This window comes from Mesotoga prima MesG1.Ag.4.2 (genome assembly GCF_000147715.2).
GTDB lineage: Bacteria > Thermotogota > Thermotogae > Petrotogales > Kosmotogaceae > Mesotoga > Mesotoga prima.
In genome coordinates, this window is record NC_017934.1 from 386666 (window position 1) to 402683 (window position 16018).

The 16018-nt window shown below is 43.9% G+C and carries 15 protein-coding genes; 8 read left to right on the top strand and 7 right to left on the bottom strand.

Features of this window, described 5'->3' with window-relative positions; translation table 11 throughout:
- Positions 1-122 precede the first annotated feature (122 nt).
- Genes THEBA_RS01900 through gltX form a run of 8 tightly spaced genes read left to right on the top strand, consistent with a single transcriptional unit; the run spans position 123 to position 7537 of the window.
- Entirely contained in the window at positions 123-1211 is a 1089-nt protein-coding gene (locus THEBA_RS01900) for an FtsW/RodA/SpoVE family cell cycle protein (protein ID WP_014730215.1), read from the top strand.
- A 20-nt stretch (positions 1212-1231) separates the two neighbouring features.
- Positions 1232-2146 (top strand): glutamate formimidoyltransferase, encoded by a 915-nt coding sequence (gene ftcD, locus THEBA_RS01905; RefSeq protein ID WP_014730216.1) that lies wholly within the window; start codon positions 1232-1234, stop codon positions 2144-2146.
- Positions 2146-3360, top strand: a complete 1215-nt coding sequence (hutI, locus tag THEBA_RS01910) for an imidazolonepropionase (RefSeq protein ID WP_014730217.1) — start codon at positions 2146-2148, stop codon at positions 3358-3360. The genes ftcD and hutI overlap by 1 nt, the downstream gene beginning before the upstream one ends.
- On the top strand, positions 3357-3824 hold the full coding sequence (locus THEBA_RS01915) for a 23S rRNA (pseudouridine(1915)-N(3))-methyltransferase RlmH (protein ID WP_006491932.1): 468 nt from the start codon (positions 3357-3359) through the stop codon (positions 3822-3824). The genes hutI and THEBA_RS01915 overlap by 4 nt, the downstream gene beginning before the upstream one ends.
- A gap of 20 nt (positions 3825-3844) precedes the next feature.
- Positions 3845-5212: a hemolysin family protein gene (locus tag THEBA_RS01920; RefSeq protein ID WP_014730218.1), complete on the top strand. Its 1368-nt coding sequence runs from the start codon at positions 3845-3847 to the stop codon at positions 5210-5212.
- Positions 5166-5558 carry a cytidine deaminase gene (locus THEBA_RS01925; protein WP_006491935.1) on the top strand — a complete coding sequence of 131 codons (393 nt, stop codon included), beginning with the start codon at positions 5166-5168 and terminating at the stop codon, positions 5556-5558. Before THEBA_RS01920 ends, THEBA_RS01925 begins: the two co-directional genes overlap by 47 nt.
- A 1-nt stretch (position 5559) precedes the next feature.
- Positions 5560-6096: an NUDIX hydrolase gene (locus tag THEBA_RS01930; protein WP_006491936.1), complete on the top strand. Its 537-nt coding sequence runs from the start codon at positions 5560-5562 to the stop codon at positions 6094-6096.
- Positions 6089-7537 carry a glutamate--tRNA ligase gene (gltX, locus tag THEBA_RS01935; protein WP_014730219.1) on the top strand — a complete coding sequence of 483 codons (1449 nt, stop codon included), beginning with the start codon at positions 6089-6091 and terminating at the stop codon, positions 7535-7537. The genes THEBA_RS01930 and gltX overlap by 8 nt, the downstream gene beginning before the upstream one ends.
- A gap of 33 nt (positions 7538-7570) precedes the next feature.
- On the opposite strand, the gene THEBA_RS01940 is transcribed toward gltX, so the two are convergent.
- From THEBA_RS01940 to THEBA_RS01970, 7 genes are all read right to left on the bottom strand, one after another.
- The gene (locus THEBA_RS01940; RefSeq protein WP_006491939.1) at positions 7571-8530 is read right to left on the bottom strand and encodes an ABC transporter permease; all 960 of its coding nucleotides are present in this window, start codon (positions 8528-8530) and stop codon (positions 7571-7573) included.
- Positions 8527-9582: an ABC transporter permease gene (locus THEBA_RS01945; RefSeq protein WP_006491940.1), complete on the bottom strand. Its 1056-nt coding sequence runs from the start codon at positions 9580-9582 to the stop codon at positions 8527-8529. The genes THEBA_RS01940 and THEBA_RS01945 overlap by 4 nt, the downstream gene beginning before the upstream one ends.
- Positions 9579-11120: an ABC transporter ATP-binding protein gene (locus THEBA_RS01950; protein WP_041928396.1), complete on the bottom strand. Its 1542-nt coding sequence runs from the start codon at positions 11118-11120 to the stop codon at positions 9579-9581. Before THEBA_RS01950 ends, THEBA_RS01945 begins: the two co-directional genes overlap by 4 nt.
- A gap of 140 nt (positions 11121-11260) precedes the next feature.
- A complete protein-coding gene (locus THEBA_RS01955; protein ID WP_006491942.1) occupies positions 11261-12283 on the bottom strand; it encodes a BMP family lipoprotein in 1023 nt (340 codons plus the stop codon).
- Complete coding sequence (locus THEBA_RS01960; RefSeq protein ID WP_014730221.1) at positions 12280-14601, bottom strand: hypothetical protein; 2322 nt, start codon at positions 14599-14601, stop codon at positions 12280-12282. The genes THEBA_RS01955 and THEBA_RS01960 overlap by 4 nt, the downstream gene beginning before the upstream one ends.
- A gap of 18 nt (positions 14602-14619) precedes the next feature.
- The gene (gene udk, locus THEBA_RS01965) at positions 14620-15225 is read right to left on the bottom strand and encodes a uridine kinase (RefSeq protein WP_014730222.1); all 606 of its coding nucleotides are present in this window, start codon (positions 15223-15225) and stop codon (positions 14620-14622) included.
- The gene (locus tag THEBA_RS01970; protein WP_014730223.1) at positions 15225-15878 is read right to left on the bottom strand and encodes a redox-sensing transcriptional repressor Rex; all 654 of its coding nucleotides are present in this window, start codon (positions 15876-15878) and stop codon (positions 15225-15227) included. Before THEBA_RS01970 ends, udk begins: the two co-directional genes overlap by 1 nt.
- Between the last annotated feature and the right edge of the window lie 140 nt (positions 15879-16018).

Sequence of the window (16018 nt, forward strand, 5' to 3'; positions counted from 1 at the left end):
AGTCCATCGCCAAGAAAGTCCATGTGGGGAAGAGACGGGTTCTCTTAGATCGATAATCAAAGACCTCAAGCCCGAGAATAAAGAAAAGTTATATAATTGATTATTCCTCTGAGGAGAGTGTAATGAAGCGAAGAGTTGAGTTCTTACTTCCGATAATCATGGTTTCTTTGATGATATTTGGACTTGTCGTTCTGTACAGCGCTACTTTCGGCGAAAGTGAGGCGTACCTGTTTGGAAGACAATTGGTCTGGGTCCTGCTTTCTTGCGCAGTGTTCGTCTTTACCGCGTATGTTGTAAAGAAAGAGCTATGGAAAAGCTTATCTTTTCCATTTATCATCCTTTCGACAGTTTCACTCGCGGCAGTTCTCTATCTAGATTCTGGTGAAGCTTCAAGAAGGTGGATAGACCTAGGAATTGCAAGTTTTCAACCGTCAGAGCTAGCGAAATTCTCTTTGATAATTTTCCTTGGGAATGTTTATTCAAGAGACGCTAAGCACAGGTTTGGATTGTTTTCGCTGGGTATATTTTTCACTCTTGTTTTTGTGGGTCTTATATATCTAGAACCCGATCTGGGCACGACAATCATTGTATTGATCATATGGTATTTCATGACGTTGATTAGCAAGAGATATGACAGGCTTATGATCGCAATAACTGTTCTAATTGCCTTTTTGGCTCCTATTGTTTTCATGTATGGTCTAAAACCCTACCAAAGAGACAGGTTGTTAAGCTTCCTTCATCCTGAAGAATACGCTTCAGGAGCTGCATACAATACGATTCAGGCAATAAGAGCAATAGGTTCGGGCGGCCTTAAAGGGACAGGATATCTTCAGGGTACAATGAACAGACTGGGATATGTTCCCGCAGATCACACGGATTTCATCTTTTCGGTTCTTGGTGAGGAGTTGGGTTTCATCGGAGCTGTGTCTCTGCTTGTTCTGTACCTGCTCCTTTTATGGAGGGTTTGGTCCATCACAAGAAAAACTGGCAGTGAGTTTGGTAGAATAGTTCTTAGCGGGATATTTGCAGTTTTTGCATTTCACGTCGTTGAAAATGTTGGAATGAATCTTGGACTCCTGCCTGTTACTGGAATCCCTTTGCCATTTGTTAGTTATGGCGGGTCGTCGTCTATGTTATTTGCGCTTCAGTTAGGGATTGTACATAGTTATTCTGTGAAAGAGATCGAATATGATAAAGAGCAGAGAGAGTAGTTTATTGCGAGGGGGTACAAATGAGACTTATTGAATCAGTCCCAAATTTCAGTGAAGGAAGAAGACTTGACGTTGTTGAACGGATTGTAGAAGAGGCCAAGAAGATTGAAGGCGTCTGGATTCTTGATTACTCAAGCGATCCAGATCACAATCGTTCTGTAATCACTATTACCGGTGAACCGGAAGCTGTAGAAGCTGCTTTGTTTAACATGACTCTTAAAGCAAAAGAACTGATTGATCTTAATAATCACTCAGGTGAACATCCAAGAATGGGCGCCACTGATGTTATTCCTCTTGTTCCTGTAATGAATGTTACAAAAGAAGAATGCATTGCGCTTTCAAAGAAACTTGGGAAAAGAATAGGAGAGGAACTTCGAATTCCTGTCTACCTGTATGAGGATTCTGCATCAACGCCCGAACGAATTAGCCTTTCAAACATAAGGAAGGGAGAATTCGAGAACTTCGCTTCAAAGATTGCTTCCGACCAATGGAAGCCAGATTTCGGCCCCTCAGAGATTCACCCGTCTGCTGGAGTAACGGCTGTTGGTTGTAGGGAATACTTGATTGCCTTCAACGTGAATCTTGGCACGAATAAGATAGAAATTGCAAACAAGATTGCGAAGTCTGTAAGGCATATAAGCGGAGGATTTCGCTATGTGAAGGCTCTCGGCTTCAAGCTGGAGGATAGGGATATAGTGCAGATTTCAATGAATATGACTAACTATAGAAAGACTCCACTTTTCAGGGTCTTTGAGGTGATAAAATCAGAGGCTGAAAGACATGGAGTTCCCATAGTCGGATCGGAGATAGTTGGATTAACGCCACTTCAGGCGCTTGTGGATGTTGCAGATCATTATTTGAGATTAGAAAAGTTCACAAGCTCTTCGATCCTCGAGAAAAAAGTCCTGGACTTCATTGCGGACAAGGAAAGGTAATGGTAAAAGCTGACCTTGCAATCTTGAATATTGGGCAGATAGCTTCTCCGAAAAAGGCCGGCCCAATAAGAGGCAAGGAGATGTCCTCTCTTGAAACACGACACAATATGCATATCGCAATCGAGGGAGGGAAGATATCCTATGTTGGTAGGGAAAACGTGGAGGCGCGTGAGTACATAGATGGAACTGGACTCGTGGCCATTCCTGGATTTGTAGATAGTCACACTCATATTCCCTTCGTAGGTAGCAGAAGCAAAGAGTTTTTGATGCGACTGTCCGGTAAGAGCTACATGGAAATAATGAAGACCGGCGGGGGTATAAGATCAACAGTTAAAGAGGTGAGGAAGGCTTCGGCTTCTGAATTGGTTGCAGAGTCACTTAGACATCTCGATCGCATGCTTTCCCTCGGAGTCACTACTATCGAAGGAAAAAGCGGCTACGGTCTCGACAAAGAAAATGAATTGAAGCAGCTGAAGGTTTTGAAAACACTTGATTCTATTCATCCAGTTGATCTTGTCCCGACTTTTCTTGGTGCGCATGCTGTAGCCGAGGAGTATGAATCGTCGGACAGTTTTCTCTACTCGATGGCAGAAATGCTCGATGACGTGTCAGAGTATACCGATACAGTCGACATCTTCTGTGAAAATGGTGTCTTTAGTGAGAATCAGTCTAGGTGGTATTTAAAGCGAGCAAAGGAAAAGGGATTCAAGTTGAAGCTTCACGCCGATGAGCTTTCTGCGTCTGGAGGCGGAAGACTGGCAGTTGAGTTGGGGGCGCTTTCGGCAGACCATTTGATTTCTGCCGACGATGGGACCTTGGAGCTCTTATCGAATAGCAATACGGTTGCAACGATCCTGCCGGGAACTTCCTTCTTTCTTAACGAGGCCTTTGCAAAGGGGAGGGAGCTCGTTGACCGTGGCGCCATAGTTGCACTGGCATCGGACTTCAATCCAGGTTCATGCAATATTTATGATCCCTTTTTCATAATCTTTCTAGCTGTTTCCCGTTGCGGTTTGTCTGTAGAAGAGGCAATAATCGCGTATACTGTGAACGGCGCTAAAGCCTTGTGCCTTGAGGATAGAAAAGGGAGGATCGAGGCAGGATTCGATGCCGACCTTGTTCTGATAAAGGCCGGTGATTACAGCGAAATAGTATACAACTTTTCCAGGAACATTGTAAGCGGAGTAATAAAGAGCGGAAAAAGGGTAAGATGAATATTAGGATTGTTGGTACAGGAAAACCAAAGTCAAATTTCATTGTTGAAGGTGTAGAACAATACAGAAAGTGGCTTGGTGCTTTTGGAAGAGTTGATCTAGAATATTTCCCGCTTGGTGGGACGACCGCCAGAGAAAGAGAGCAAGTGAAGGAGAGAGAGGGCAGAAGATACTTGAAAGCTGCAGATTCGCAGGACAAGATTCTGCTTCTTGATGCCCAAGGGGAACAGTACTCCTCGCAGGAGTTTGCACGAATGCTTGAAAAATGGCAAAATATAGGTGTAAGCAATCTGTCTTTCTTTGTAGGAGGACCTTTAGGATTTAGTAATGAGGTCCTTTCTAAGGGCTGGCAGAAACTGTCTTTGTCAAGGATGACCTTTACTCACGAAATGGCTGTTCTTATCCTATTGGAGCAGCTTTTTCGGGCATTTGCGATCCTGGGCAACAGACCGTATCATTATTGATCTGGAGGTGCAAATCAGAAGTGGAAGACCCTACTAGTAGCGGGGATCCTGTATCGATTTTATTGAATCTGTTATTGCTTGGCTTTCTTCTTTATCTTTCGGGTGTCTTCTCTGGAACAGAAACTGCTCTTATGTCAATGGGTAAATTAAAACTCCGTGACCTTGTCGATAGCAAAGAAAAGCGATTCAGCAAGTCGGTGAAGTTTTTTGTTCAAAACCCGAATTCAGTTCTCACAGCAATTCTCGTGATGAACAATGTTGTCAACATACTGTCTTCGTCACTTGCAACCTTGCTTGCATTGCAGGTTCTTCCAGATAACTCGGCCGGAGTTGCCGCAGCTTTAGTGACGGGCATTATGACCTTTCTCATTCTCATCTTTGGAGAAATTACACCCAAAATCTATGCGCGTGAGAATTCCGAGCGTTTATTCAGAAGAACAATCACCTTTATATCGGCAATCACGATTGTCTTGAAACCAATATTGTGGTTATTATTGCGGATTTCGAGTTTCTTTATAGTAATTATCGGTGGGAAAAAGGCCGAATTCGCACCTTTCATAACTGAAGACGAAATAAAATCTGCAGTAGATGCGGGGCATAAGGAAGGGGTTCTTCAGTCGGAAGAGAGAATGATTATGAAGAGAACTCTGGAGCTGAAAGATATATCGGTGAAGGAGATCATGACGCCCAGAGTCGAAATCGTTGCTCTTGAGGAAGAACAACCGCTGATAGATCTGATGGAACTCGTGCAATCCGAAGGATACTCTAGATATCCGATTTACAGGGAGAATATCGATAGGATTGTGGGTGTTTGCTATGCTAAAGATCTTCTGAACTTCATTCTCGACAGAAAGGACAACGATGTCCTCCAGACGATCCGTGTCGAAGAGATTATGAGGTATCCATATTTTGTTCCTGAGACGAAGAAGGTTGACGATCTTCTTAGGGAGTTCAAAGAGAAGAAGAATCATCTCGCAGTTGTTATAGATGAGTATGGAGGAACTGCCGGTATCATTACCATGGAAGATGTCATCGAAGAGCTTACGGGTGAAATACTGGACGAATATGATGAAGAGTCAGAAGAGATAATGATAGAGAGATTGGGAGAGAGAGAATACATAGTTGATGGAATGACTCCGATAAACGATATTGAGAGAGAACTGGAACAGCCATTTCCTGAAACGGAGTTCGAGACAATTGGCGGTTACCTGCTAGAAGTTCTTGAGAGATTTCCGGAAGTGGGAGAAAAGATTATCGTAGACGGATTCACTTTCGAAGTTCTTGCTGCGGGAAAGAACAAAGTTGAGAAAATCAGGCTAATTGTAGACAGGAGGAGCGTTGATGATAGACAGATTGGAGGAGAAGGCACTAATACAGAAAGCTATTGAGGCTAAGGAGCGATCATACTCCCCTTACTCGAAATTTCCCGTTGGTGCGGCTCTACTTACCGAAGAAGGCCGAGTTTTCGTAGGAACCAATGTTGAAAATAGTTCGTACGGACTATCTATGTGCGCAGAGAGGTCGGCCATCGTCTCGGCTGTTTCAAATGGGTACAGGAAGTTCAGAAGTATAGCCATAGTAAGTGACAGGAAGGAGCCGACTTCTCCTTGTGGAGCCTGCAGGCAGTTTATGGTGGAATTTGGGAACTTTGAAGTGATATTAGTAGGAGAAGAGAATATTAAGAGAACAACTACATTTGAGTTGCTGCCGATGCATTTTGAGATGGAGAAGTGAAATGGAGCGTTCAGTTGGAGAAGAGAGGATTTTTTCAGGAAGAATTCTGGGGCTTGAAAGACATACAGTAATTTTGCAGGATGGAAGTCTAGCTCTCAGAGAGGTGGTTAGGCATCCCGGGGCCGTCGCGATTGTCGCATTTGTCAGTGAGCAGTTGCTTCTTGTAAGGCAGTTCCGATTTCCGGTTCAGAAGTACATGCTTGAAATACCGGCTGGAAAGCTTGATGCGGGCGAGAGACCTGAAGATTGTGCTAGAAGAGAGTTGCTTGAGGAAACTGGCTACGTACCAAGATTTCTGCACAAATTGATTACAATAGAAACCTCTCCGGGCTTTTCCGATGAGATAATTCACATATATGTTGGTGAAGTAGAGAAGTCTCAGGAGCCGTGTCCCGATGAGGGGGAATTTGTTGAGCCGGTTCTGGTTGATTCTAAAGAGGTTGTAAAGATGATAATTGGTGGTCAAATTACCGATAGCAAGACGGTTTCTGGTATTTTGCTCGCTTTTGCTGGAAGGGAAAGTGATAAGTATGATTAGAGTTAGATTTGCTCCAAGCCCAACCGGATACCTCCATGTTGGAGGAGCTAGAACTGCGCTGTTCAACTACTTGTTTGCAAGGCACTACGGTGGAAAGCTTGTTCTCCGTGTAGAGGACACCGATATTTCCAGATCCACCAAGGAATATGAGGATCAGCTAATGGAGTCGCTTCTGTGGCTTGGTATAACATGGGATGAGGGTCCAGATGTCGGTGGCGCTTTTGGCCCATACAGACAAAGTGAGAGAGGCCCTATTTACAGGGAAATGATCGGGGATCTGCTCCAAAGGGGACAGGCTTATGAAGTCCATGCCTATCCTGAAGAGATAGAGGAACTGCATGACAAATTGCTATCAGAAGGGAAGGCGCCACACTATGATCAAGAGATGCTTGAGGCCTTCAACACTGATGAAAGAATCTCTGAGTTCGAATCCAAAGGGTTGAGACCTGTCGTTTTTTTCAAGATGCCTCGGAAAGAGTACAGACTTCCAGATTTGATAAAGGGTGAAGTAGTCTTTAAGGAGGGAGCAATTGGAGATTTTGTGATTATGCGCTCCAACGGTCAACCTATCTATAACTTCGCTGTAGTGGCGGACGACATCACAATGGAGATCTCGCACGTGATACGGGGAGACGACCACCTTTCCAATACTCTAAGGCAACTTGCACTCTATGAAGCCTTTGGAGCTCCAATACCCTCCTTTGCCCATGTTTCGATGATCCTTGGACCTGATGGAAAGAAACTAAGTAAAAGACATGGCGACACTTCGGTTGAGCAGTTCAGAGAAAGGGGCTTTTTGCCTGAGGCCTTCTTCAATTTCCTTACACTGCTTGGCTGGTCACACCCGGACGGTAAAGAGATTCTGAATCACGAAGAGATTGTAGAGAGTTTCTCCATTGAAAGGGTCAACACAAGCGCTGCAATATTTGATGAGGCGAAAGCCAAGTGGATGAACGGGGTTTACATTCGCGAATCTGATCTTGAAAGAATAACCGATTTGGCAGTCCCCTTTATCATTCAATCGAAATTGATGACTGCAGAAGATGCCGTTGCCAATAGAAAATGGCTGAAAAGAGCAGTTGATTCCGTTCGAAAGGGTGTGGAAACACTCTCCGAAATACCGGATAAGATGAGGCTATATTTCGAAGATCCTCAGGTGACTTTTTTCACTCCTTCCAACGATGTTGAAAAGGGTGTTTATAAAGCTTTGGAAGCTTTCAAAGAACGAGTCGAGTATCTTGATTCATGGAACAACGATGAAATAATTGGTACAATAAGAGGCATTCTCAAAGATCTGAAACCGGACAGAAAGGCTTTCTATATGACCCTGAGAAAAATACTCACATCTGTCGAAGAGGGGCCCGAATTAGTAGATATTATTTTTCTCCTGGGAAGGAACAAGACTCTCAACAGGCTCCAGCGAGCAATCAACTCTATATAGACAAAGAGGCCAATCAAGGCCTCTTTTTATTTGTCATGAATCCTTTTCATAAGGTGTACCGGAAGCTGCAGGAGACCGTGTCTTCCCAATGAATCCTCCGACTACTATCAGCGTAACCACAAACGGAAGCATATTGAAAAGAGGTTTTACGCTGGACGAAACAGAGACTATAGAGCTGCTCTGTAGCTGAAGATTCATTGCTTCCGCAGCGCCAAAGAGAATTGCGGCCCACATGGCTCCAACGGGATTCCAGTTACCCAGTATCATCGCGGCAAGCGCAATAAACCCTCTTCCGTGAATCATATTTTCGACGAATCTTCCAAGCTCTCCGACTGAAAGAAAAGCTCCGGCTAGGCTTGCAAAAACGCCACTCATAAGAACACCGAAATATCTGATCTTGAAAACATTTATTCCAAGAGTATCGGCAGCTTCGGGGTTTTCTCCGACAGCTCTCATTCTAAGCCCAAGGGGAGTCTTGTACATCAAGAACCAGCTGGCGATTACAGCGATAATGGCTAGGTAAGTAAAGGGACTCATAGAACCAAAAATATCTCCGATAAAGGGAATCTCACTTAGCCAGCCAGCATCAAGATATGGCACGCGGCCAATGAAGTCTGTTTGACCCTCGTTACCAAAGATAGGAATCATCAAGAATGAAGTTGTGCCTTGTGCAATTATTACAAGAGCGGTAGCACTTACAATCTGGTTTGCAGACCACCTTATACTTGCCCACGCATGAAACCAAGTAAAGCCAGTACCGATAATTACTGCCATCAGAACCCCGAGCCAGGCATTTCCGGTTATTAGAGTGAAAACTATCGAAGTAAAGGCTCCCATTAGCATGATGCCTTCGAGCGCAATGTTTGTAACTCCCGTGATTTCACTATAAGTTCCTCCGAGAGCAGCAAAGATTAAAGGAGTCGCAGAGAGCAGCGTTAGTTTATAGAACAAGGGGTTGACCAGAATTGCAAAGATCGCTTCGATCCAGCTCATATTGCAGTCACTCCTTTCTTTCGCTTCCAGGAAATCAGCGTTGATACTATTCTTTCGGCTGCCACGAGGAATATCACTATGCCTTGAATTATCGAAACAATGTCGTTTGGAATCTGAGCTCGAATTTGCATCGCATTTGAACCGGTTCTTAGGGCAGCTATAAGAAGAGCAGCGAAGATTATTCCAATCGGGTTGTTTCTTCCTATAAGCGCAATCGTTATTCCATCAAAGCCTCTTCCCCCAGTGAGTTCTCCAACGAATCGATGAGGTGGAACACCAATAAGGTCGACAATTCCTGCCATTCCAGCCAGAGCGCCACTTATCGCCATAGTAAGAATTATGCTCTTCCTGATGCTTATACCTCCATACTCTGCAGCATGAGGGTTGAATCCGACTGCCTTCAGCTTATAGCCTGTTGTAGTCTTTTCAATCAAGATATACATGATTATTGCAACAGCAACAGCAATGAAAATTCCGATGCTGAGTTCAGTCGCTTGAACCTTCAAGATCACAGGAAGTTTCGACGCCTCCGCAATCTCAGGACTCTTTGGAGTTCCGGAGCCCACGGCGAGAGGCCCAGTTACCATATAAGATGCCAAGTTAGAAGCAATCCAGTTCAGCATAATCGTTGAGATTACTTCGTGGGCACCAGTGAAGGCTTTGAGAAATCCGGCAATTGAAGCCCAAAAAGCTCCTGCAAGCATTCCCGCGAGAATAGAAAGAGGGATCGCTATAACTGACGGAATTCCACCGATGTTCATAGCGACCACTGCGCCTATAAGAGCACCCATTGTCATCTGACCTTCAGCACCTATGTTAAAGACACCTGCTCTGAATCCAAAACCTACGGCGAGACCGGTAAGGATCAGAGGCGTCATCTTCATTATTGTGTCTGCGATAGCTTCCTGGCTGCCAAAGGCTCCATCAAGCATTATCGCGTAAGCTGTCACTGGATTCTTTCCGATCATGATGATAATTATGGAGGCGATTAGGAGAGCTATCAAAACGGAGACGATAGGAACTAGTAAAGCATATATTTTGCCCGTGTTCATGATTCATCACTCCGTTCCCTGACGACTTCGGTCTTCTTGTGGCCCGCCATCATAAGGCCAATCTCCTCTCTATTAACTTCATGCGGAGCCACTTCTCCCATTATCTGACCTTCGTAGAAGACAAGTATTCTGTCTGAAAGAGAAAAGATCTCATCGAGTTCCATCGAAATCAGCAGCAATGCGATTCCCTTATCCCGCATAGATATCAGCGTCTTATGAATGAACTCTATCGCACCAATATCAAGCCCTCTTGTTGGCTGAGAGACTACAACCACTTTGGGTTCAATGGGTACTATGCTGATCTCGCGGCCCACTACAACCTTCTGTTGATTCCCTCCGGAGAGATTTCCAGCAATCATGTTTATATTCTTTGGCCTTATGTCAAAAGTCTCAACAACATCACTTGCGAAGGTCTTGACAGCTTTCAAATTTATGAACCCCTCTTGGGAAAATGGTTCTTCATCCTGCTTCCCCAGTATGAGGTTATAATAGACGGGATATTGCATTATCATGCCCCTTTTGTGTCGATCTTCTGGGATGTGTGTCATTCCGGCCTCTCTAATCTCAAGAGCTGTATGATTTGTCAGATCTTCTCCATTGAGGAAGATTCTTCCCTTTTCAACCTTTCTAAGTCCAGTAATTGCTTCAACTAGTTCCGTCTGGCCATTTCCCGCGACGCCGGCGATACCAACTATCTCGCCCCGACGAACTACGAAGGATACGCCATTTACGGTGTCGAGATTTCTGTTATCCTTTACGTGGAGATCTTTTATCTCCAAAACGGTCTCCCCTGCCTTTTTCTCTTCTTTTTCGACTCTGAGGAGGACCTCCCTGCCGACCATCATATTGGCGAGTTGTCTTGGATTAGTGTCTTTAGTATTGACTTGACCGGTTACCTTTCCCAATCTCATGACCGTAACTCTGTCAGTAATAGCCATTACCTCATTCAATTTGTGAGTAATGAAGACTATTGTCTTGCCGTTTTCCTTAAGAACAAGGAGTATTTTGAAAAGTTCCTCTGTTTCTTGAGGGGTAAGAACCGCAGTTGGTTCATCGAAAATCAAGATCTCTGCGCCCCTATAAAGGATCTTAAGGATCTCAACTCTTTGTTGCATGCCAACTGGAATGTCTTCGATATATGCATCGACATCAACGGCCAAGCCGTATTTTTTTGAGAGCTCTATTACTATCTTTCTTGCCCTGCCGGAGTCCATGAATAGCTTCAAGGGTCCTCGCCTAGGTTCAGATCCTAAGACGACATTTTCGGCTACCGTTTGATTGTCTACAAGCATGAAATGCTGGTGAACCATTCCTATTCCCATATCTATGGCATCTTTCGGCCCGTTGATTATTGTCTTTCTACCGTTAATAAAAACCTCCCCTTCATCAGGGGTATAAAGTCCATAAAGCTGGTTCATCAGGGTGGTTTTCCCGGCACCGTTTTCACCGACAAGTGCGTGAATTTCGCCCTTCCTGACTTCAAAATTCACATGATCATTGGCCAAAACAGAAGGGAATTGCTTCACTATGCCTTTCATGGCTACTGCAATACCAGAGAGATCGAGGTTTTCAACGTAATTCAGGTCCACACGCCCACCTCCATCGTACATGATACGAAAGATCGGGAGAGCTTACTCTCCCGATCTTTGATATCACACGGTTGTGTGAAGAGCTTCCATTAAGGAAGGGTTATTTCTGGGACAACGAAAGCGTCAAGTTTTTCCTGAGTATCAGGAACAACTAGCGTTCCGGCTTTTATTAGGCCCTTCAGGAACTCGACTTGAGAAAGGATAGTCGGTCCTACTATATCCTTGGTATAGGTCATAGGGCTTATTCCCACGCCTTCATCCTTTATACCCAGTGTCTTTGCTCCAGGTTCGAATGTTCCCAGAGCAATACTCATGACGGCCTGATAAGAAGCCATGTCGACTCTCTTAACTGAGCTTGTAAGAACTCTTCCAGGAGCCATGTAATCCTGATCGACATCGACACCAACTGCGAAGAAGCCCTCACCCTTCTCAGCTGCGGCCTCGATGACTCCATTTCCACAGGCCCCTGCGGCATGGAAGACTATATCCGCGCCTTCTGCGAACTGAGCGATGGCAAGGTCCTTTCCCTTCTTCGGATCGTTGAAGTCCATCGTATATCCCTGAAGTATGCTTATGGTCTTTCCATGGAGTTCTTCGTAAACTCTGATTCCAGCTTCATAGCCATAGCGGAACCTTTCGACCGGAGGAATTGGGAGACCACCGACAAAACCTACCATGTTTGTTTTCGTCATAGCTGCAACAACGTAACCAACTAGGAAAGCTCCTTCCTGTTCTTTGAAAAGATAAGTTGCCACGTTGTTGGGCATGTTCTCGATCGGATCGATGTCGATCCCAATGAAGTAAGTATCCGGGAACTGAGGGGCAACCTTGTAAAGTGCGTCAGCCATCATGAAGCCTACTCCAAAAACGATGTCTGCTTCCTTGGCGGCATTAGACAGATTCGGAATGTAGTCGGCCTGCTCTTTCGACTGGACTACTTCTCTCTCCAGTCCGAGAAAATCAGAGGCCTTTACTATTCCTTCCCACGTGCCGTCGTTAAAAGACTTGTCACCAAGTCCTCCGACGTCTGTAACCATGATTACCTTCATAGCCAGTACCGGGAGAGCAAACATTAGAATAAGTGAGAACACCAACAAAAGTTTTAGTTTCATTCAACAACACTCCCTTTCTTATGAGATAGTAAGATCCAAAGAACTGATAATGCAATTATACCCGCAAAAACTATCAAAAACAAAGCGTTTACTGAGGGTTCAATAGATATTCTTAGCATCGGAGATCCGCCTTGAACAAAGAGATTTAGCGTATCGATACCCGGCAGAACGATTAAAAAATAAGCTGTGATCACTGCAAGATTGATGAAGGAGATAACCGGTTTTCGCACAACGAACAATGTTATTGAGAGCAAGAGCAGAGCCACGACAAGCGATGCAAATTCGGGAACTCTGTAAACCTTAACTGGAACTGAAGAAGGGGCGTCATTCAGAAGAGGGGCCATCTTTTCACGGTAATCATCAAGGGCGACTTCAAGTTCCGGCTTCGACTGAAGCTCCGTTTCCAGTGAATTAGAAAAATCTTCTCTCATTCTACTACCTGCAAAACTAACAATTCTTTCTGAAGTATCTATTAGGGTTGATAAGGCAGCTTCGTAACCTTTACGATTTCTTTCGCTGTCGCGAATGAAACCTTCTATATCTTTTGTAAGGCCTTCTAATTCAGAGACATAAGTATTCTGATTTTCAATTGACATGTATTCACTGAATGCCGGTGCAGCCACTCTTAGCCTTCCGTTTGAGTCGACACTAAAACTCATTTCAGCAGCCGTTGAGAAAGAGTTCATCTTGTTCGGGATAATGACTCTCAAGACTCTCTTGAAGCTATTCAATTCACTTGAAACAAGTGAGTTCAAGTCTCTTGTTTGAAGGCTGATCATCGATTCCGGCGCAAGAAAGACATCATTTTTCAAAGTTGAATAATAAACGGAATCATAGAATCCTTCAAAGTTGTCCATCAGGAGTTCAGGCTGTTCGTTGAGAAGGTTCATGAATGGCAGTAATGCTATCAAGAAAAGGAGAAGGAGTTTCAGAATAAGTATCCTGCTCCTTTTTCTTCTGTTGAATGCGGCTGCAACAGCAAGTATGAACACGAAAGCAAACGCTGGCAGAGCAACAACTGAATGAAGCGACAAATCAAATATGCCCGTGGTTATCTCTCCGATGAAGAAGATATAAAGCGTTTCCAGAATTATTATTATTCCAATAACATATTTTCTCATAGCAGGAACAACTGTGAATCCCAAAATGGCAATCAGTGCATAGGCCAATACTCTTAACCACCAGAGATCGATACGTTTATCAATACTTGAAACTAGGCTCTTGGAAAGCTCGTTCCTTATTCCTCCCATTATGTTTGCCTGAATCGGAACGATCTTCCTTACTTCGCTTTCGATGTCGCTTTCTATTAGACTTGTAGGAGTAAACTGTTTTAGAGATAAAAGCTGGGCTCCCATCTGGATCTTCTCTACTATTTGAGATCTTAATTCTTGATTCTCCTCAAGAATGTCCATCAAATCCTGAAAGTAGGAGTCTTCAGGTATGGAATCAATCTCAAATCCCGGGATGTCCTTAACTCTTACCTCAACGGATTCAGGATAAAATGGGGCTTTATCAATCAATCCAATTGATCTAAGAAGCCAAAGTCTGAAAAGCTCTCTTCCCGAAGACATAATTTCTGCATTGCCTACCTGTGAAAGATCCATCGCAGTTTGAACAGCTAATCTGTTGACTTCCTCATCGACGAGCGAGCTAACACTATATTCTCTGTTGCTTATGGTCGAAATTGCTGAATTAAGCGCATCAATTACACTTCTGTTTGAAAGGCTTAGTATTTCTTTTTCTGAATCATATGGCGCATCAGCTTCAATACTGTAGGAAGAAAAGGAATCCGTTACCAGAAGTTCGTCAGGAAATAAACCGGGCTTGGTTTCTATTAGGCCTAGAGAATAGGCGATCCATTCTTTGTAGACTTCTCCGGCCATTTCACGTACTCTTGAGGAATATGTATTGAAGACCTCAAGGTAAGCCGGCATTTCATTGAGGGTATGTATTTCAAAAGGCTTTCCAGAAATATCAGTAAGGACCCAGGCGAGAAAGGCACTGTAGGCGATTCTGTCGTCGATGTCACGAAACTCACTTTCATCGAATGCTTCAATATGCCTGGTAAGAAGTCCGGCAATAGTTGTCGAACTTTCCTTCTTTTCTATGCTACCAACCATTTGAAGTTTGTAAAGTCTGTAGACAGACAAATAATCGAGATCTTCAATCAGCTTCAGAACTTTTGGAAGACTTGGCTCTTCCTTATTGTAGTCTTCTACGTAGGCCTTGAAATCTTCGATAATAACTTTCTGGCTAAAAGAAAAGGAAAGAATGACGATCGCCAGAAACACAATGACCGAGAGTAATCTCTTTGGCACTTCACACCTCCAGCCCGATCACTTGTTTAACATATTCTCAATAGCATTGATTATCACATTGAGACCGGTAGTATTTGCGGCCCCGTCAGGTAAAACTATATCACAAAAGTATTTTTGCGGTTCTATGAAACTTTCGAAAGAGGGGGCGACAAATTTTCTGTATTGTTCGATTATGCTCTCTATTGATCTCCCTCGTTCCTTTGTATCCCGTTCAATTCTTCTAATTAGCCTTTCATCAGCCGGTGCATCTATGTAGATCGAAAAATCGAAGAGATCCCTCATTTCTTTCTTGAACATTACCAAAAGTCCTTCGACAATAATCAACGGTTTAGGTATGAACTTTCTACATATTCCAGACTCACGCCTATAGGTCACCATACTATAGACAGGAACCATAATGCTTTTGTTCTCTTTAACGGATCTGAGATGCTCTTCGAAAAGCTCAAAATCAAAGGCCTTAGGGGAGTCAAAGTTGAATTGTCTTGGATCGGTGCCTGGATCGAGATTCTTATAATAGTCATCCATAGAAAGGACCGCAGCTCGTTCCATGAAGTGGTTGAAGATCATATTTGTCACCGACGTCTTTCCTGCCCCGCTGCCACCAGTTATTGAAACGAGGACCATTAATGCTTTCTTCCTTTCTTTGAAGATCCATAAGTCATGCTAAAAGCAAGTGACCGGAAAGAAGCCGAAATATCTATCTCTTCGTTTATGATCTCCTGAGGTAAAGAAAGTCTTATTGGCGCAAAATTCACTATGCCCTTTATACCTGCCTCCGTTAGCAAATCGGCGGTGCTCTGCGCCGCGCTTGCCGGAACAGTAATCACACCGATTTCAACATTCCTACTTTTGACTATTTCTTTCAATTTGGCCGTGGACTCAATCATGAGGTTATTTGGCATGGGCATTCCTATCTTGTTAGGATTGTTGTCGAACAGTGCCTTTGCAACGAATCCCGATTTGGAAAGGCCTGGATAGTTGGCCAGCGCCATCCCCAGATTTCCCATTCCAACTATACAGGTATTCCACCTCTTTCTGATTCCCAGTATCTCGCTTATGCTGTCAAGAAGAAGCTCGGTGTTGTAACCTACACCCCTTTTGCCAAACTCGCCAAAATATGAAAGGTCTTTTCTGACTTGACTGGCTTTGATGCCTAGCCTGTCGGCAAAGTCTTTTGAAGATATGCTTGACACCCCAGAGATCACCAGATTTTCTAGGCATCTGTGAAAAATTGCAAGTCTCTTGATCGTGGGCTTGGGAATCTTCCTACTGTCCATTATTTATCTTCCTCCAGGAGTTCCTTTGCGAAAATTATATCATGGTTACCGTCGGTTCATCTTTGATTGAGCCACTCAAAAATGTGAGACAGCTACGTGCTATAATTACCTTTAGAATGTTCATAATGTAGACTGGAGCA

Excerpts from the sequence above, each read along its gene's own strand:
- THEBA_RS01900 (WP_014730215.1), top strand. The coding sequence starts at position 123 with ATGAAGCGAAGAGTTGAGTTCTTACTTCCGATAATCATGGTTTCTTTG.
- ftcD (WP_014730216.1), top strand. The coding sequence starts at position 1,232 with ATGAGACTTATTGAATCAGTCCCAAATTTCAGTGAAGGAAGAAGACTT.
- hutI (WP_014730217.1), top strand. The coding sequence starts at position 2,146 with ATGGTAAAAGCTGACCTTGCAATCTTGAATATTGGGCAGATAGCTTCT.
- THEBA_RS01915 (WP_006491932.1), top strand. The coding sequence starts at position 3,357 with ATGAATATTAGGATTGTTGGTACAGGAAAACCAAAGTCAAATTTCATT.
- THEBA_RS01925 (WP_006491935.1), top strand. The coding sequence starts at position 5,166 with ATGATAGACAGATTGGAGGAGAAGGCACTAATACAGAAAGCTATTGAG.
- THEBA_RS01930 (WP_006491936.1), top strand. The coding sequence starts at position 5,560 with ATGGAGCGTTCAGTTGGAGAAGAGAGGATTTTTTCAGGAAGAATTCTG.
- gltX (WP_014730219.1), top strand. The coding sequence starts at position 6,089 with ATGATTAGAGTTAGATTTGCTCCAAGCCCAACCGGATACCTCCATGTT.
- THEBA_RS01940 (WP_006491939.1), bottom strand. The coding sequence starts at position 8,530 with ATGAGCTGGATCGAAGCGATCTTTGCAATTCTGGTCAACCCCTTGTTC.
- THEBA_RS01945 (WP_006491940.1), bottom strand. The coding sequence starts at position 9,582 with ATGAACACGGGCAAAATATATGCTTTACTAGTTCCTATCGTCTCCGTT.
- THEBA_RS01950 (WP_041928396.1), bottom strand. The coding sequence starts at position 11,120 with ATGAAAGGCATAGTGAAGCAATTCCCTTCTGTTTTGGCCAATGATCAT.
- THEBA_RS01955 (WP_006491942.1), bottom strand. The coding sequence starts at position 12,283 with ATGAAACTAAAACTTTTGTTGGTGTTCTCACTTATTCTAATGTTTGCT.
- udk (WP_014730222.1), bottom strand. The coding sequence starts at position 15,225 with ATGGTCCTCGTTTCAATAACTGGTGGCAGCGGGGCAGGAAAGACGTCG.
- THEBA_RS01970 (WP_014730223.1), bottom strand. The coding sequence starts at position 15,878 with ATGGACAGTAGGAAGATTCCCAAGCCCACGATCAAGAGACTTGCAATT.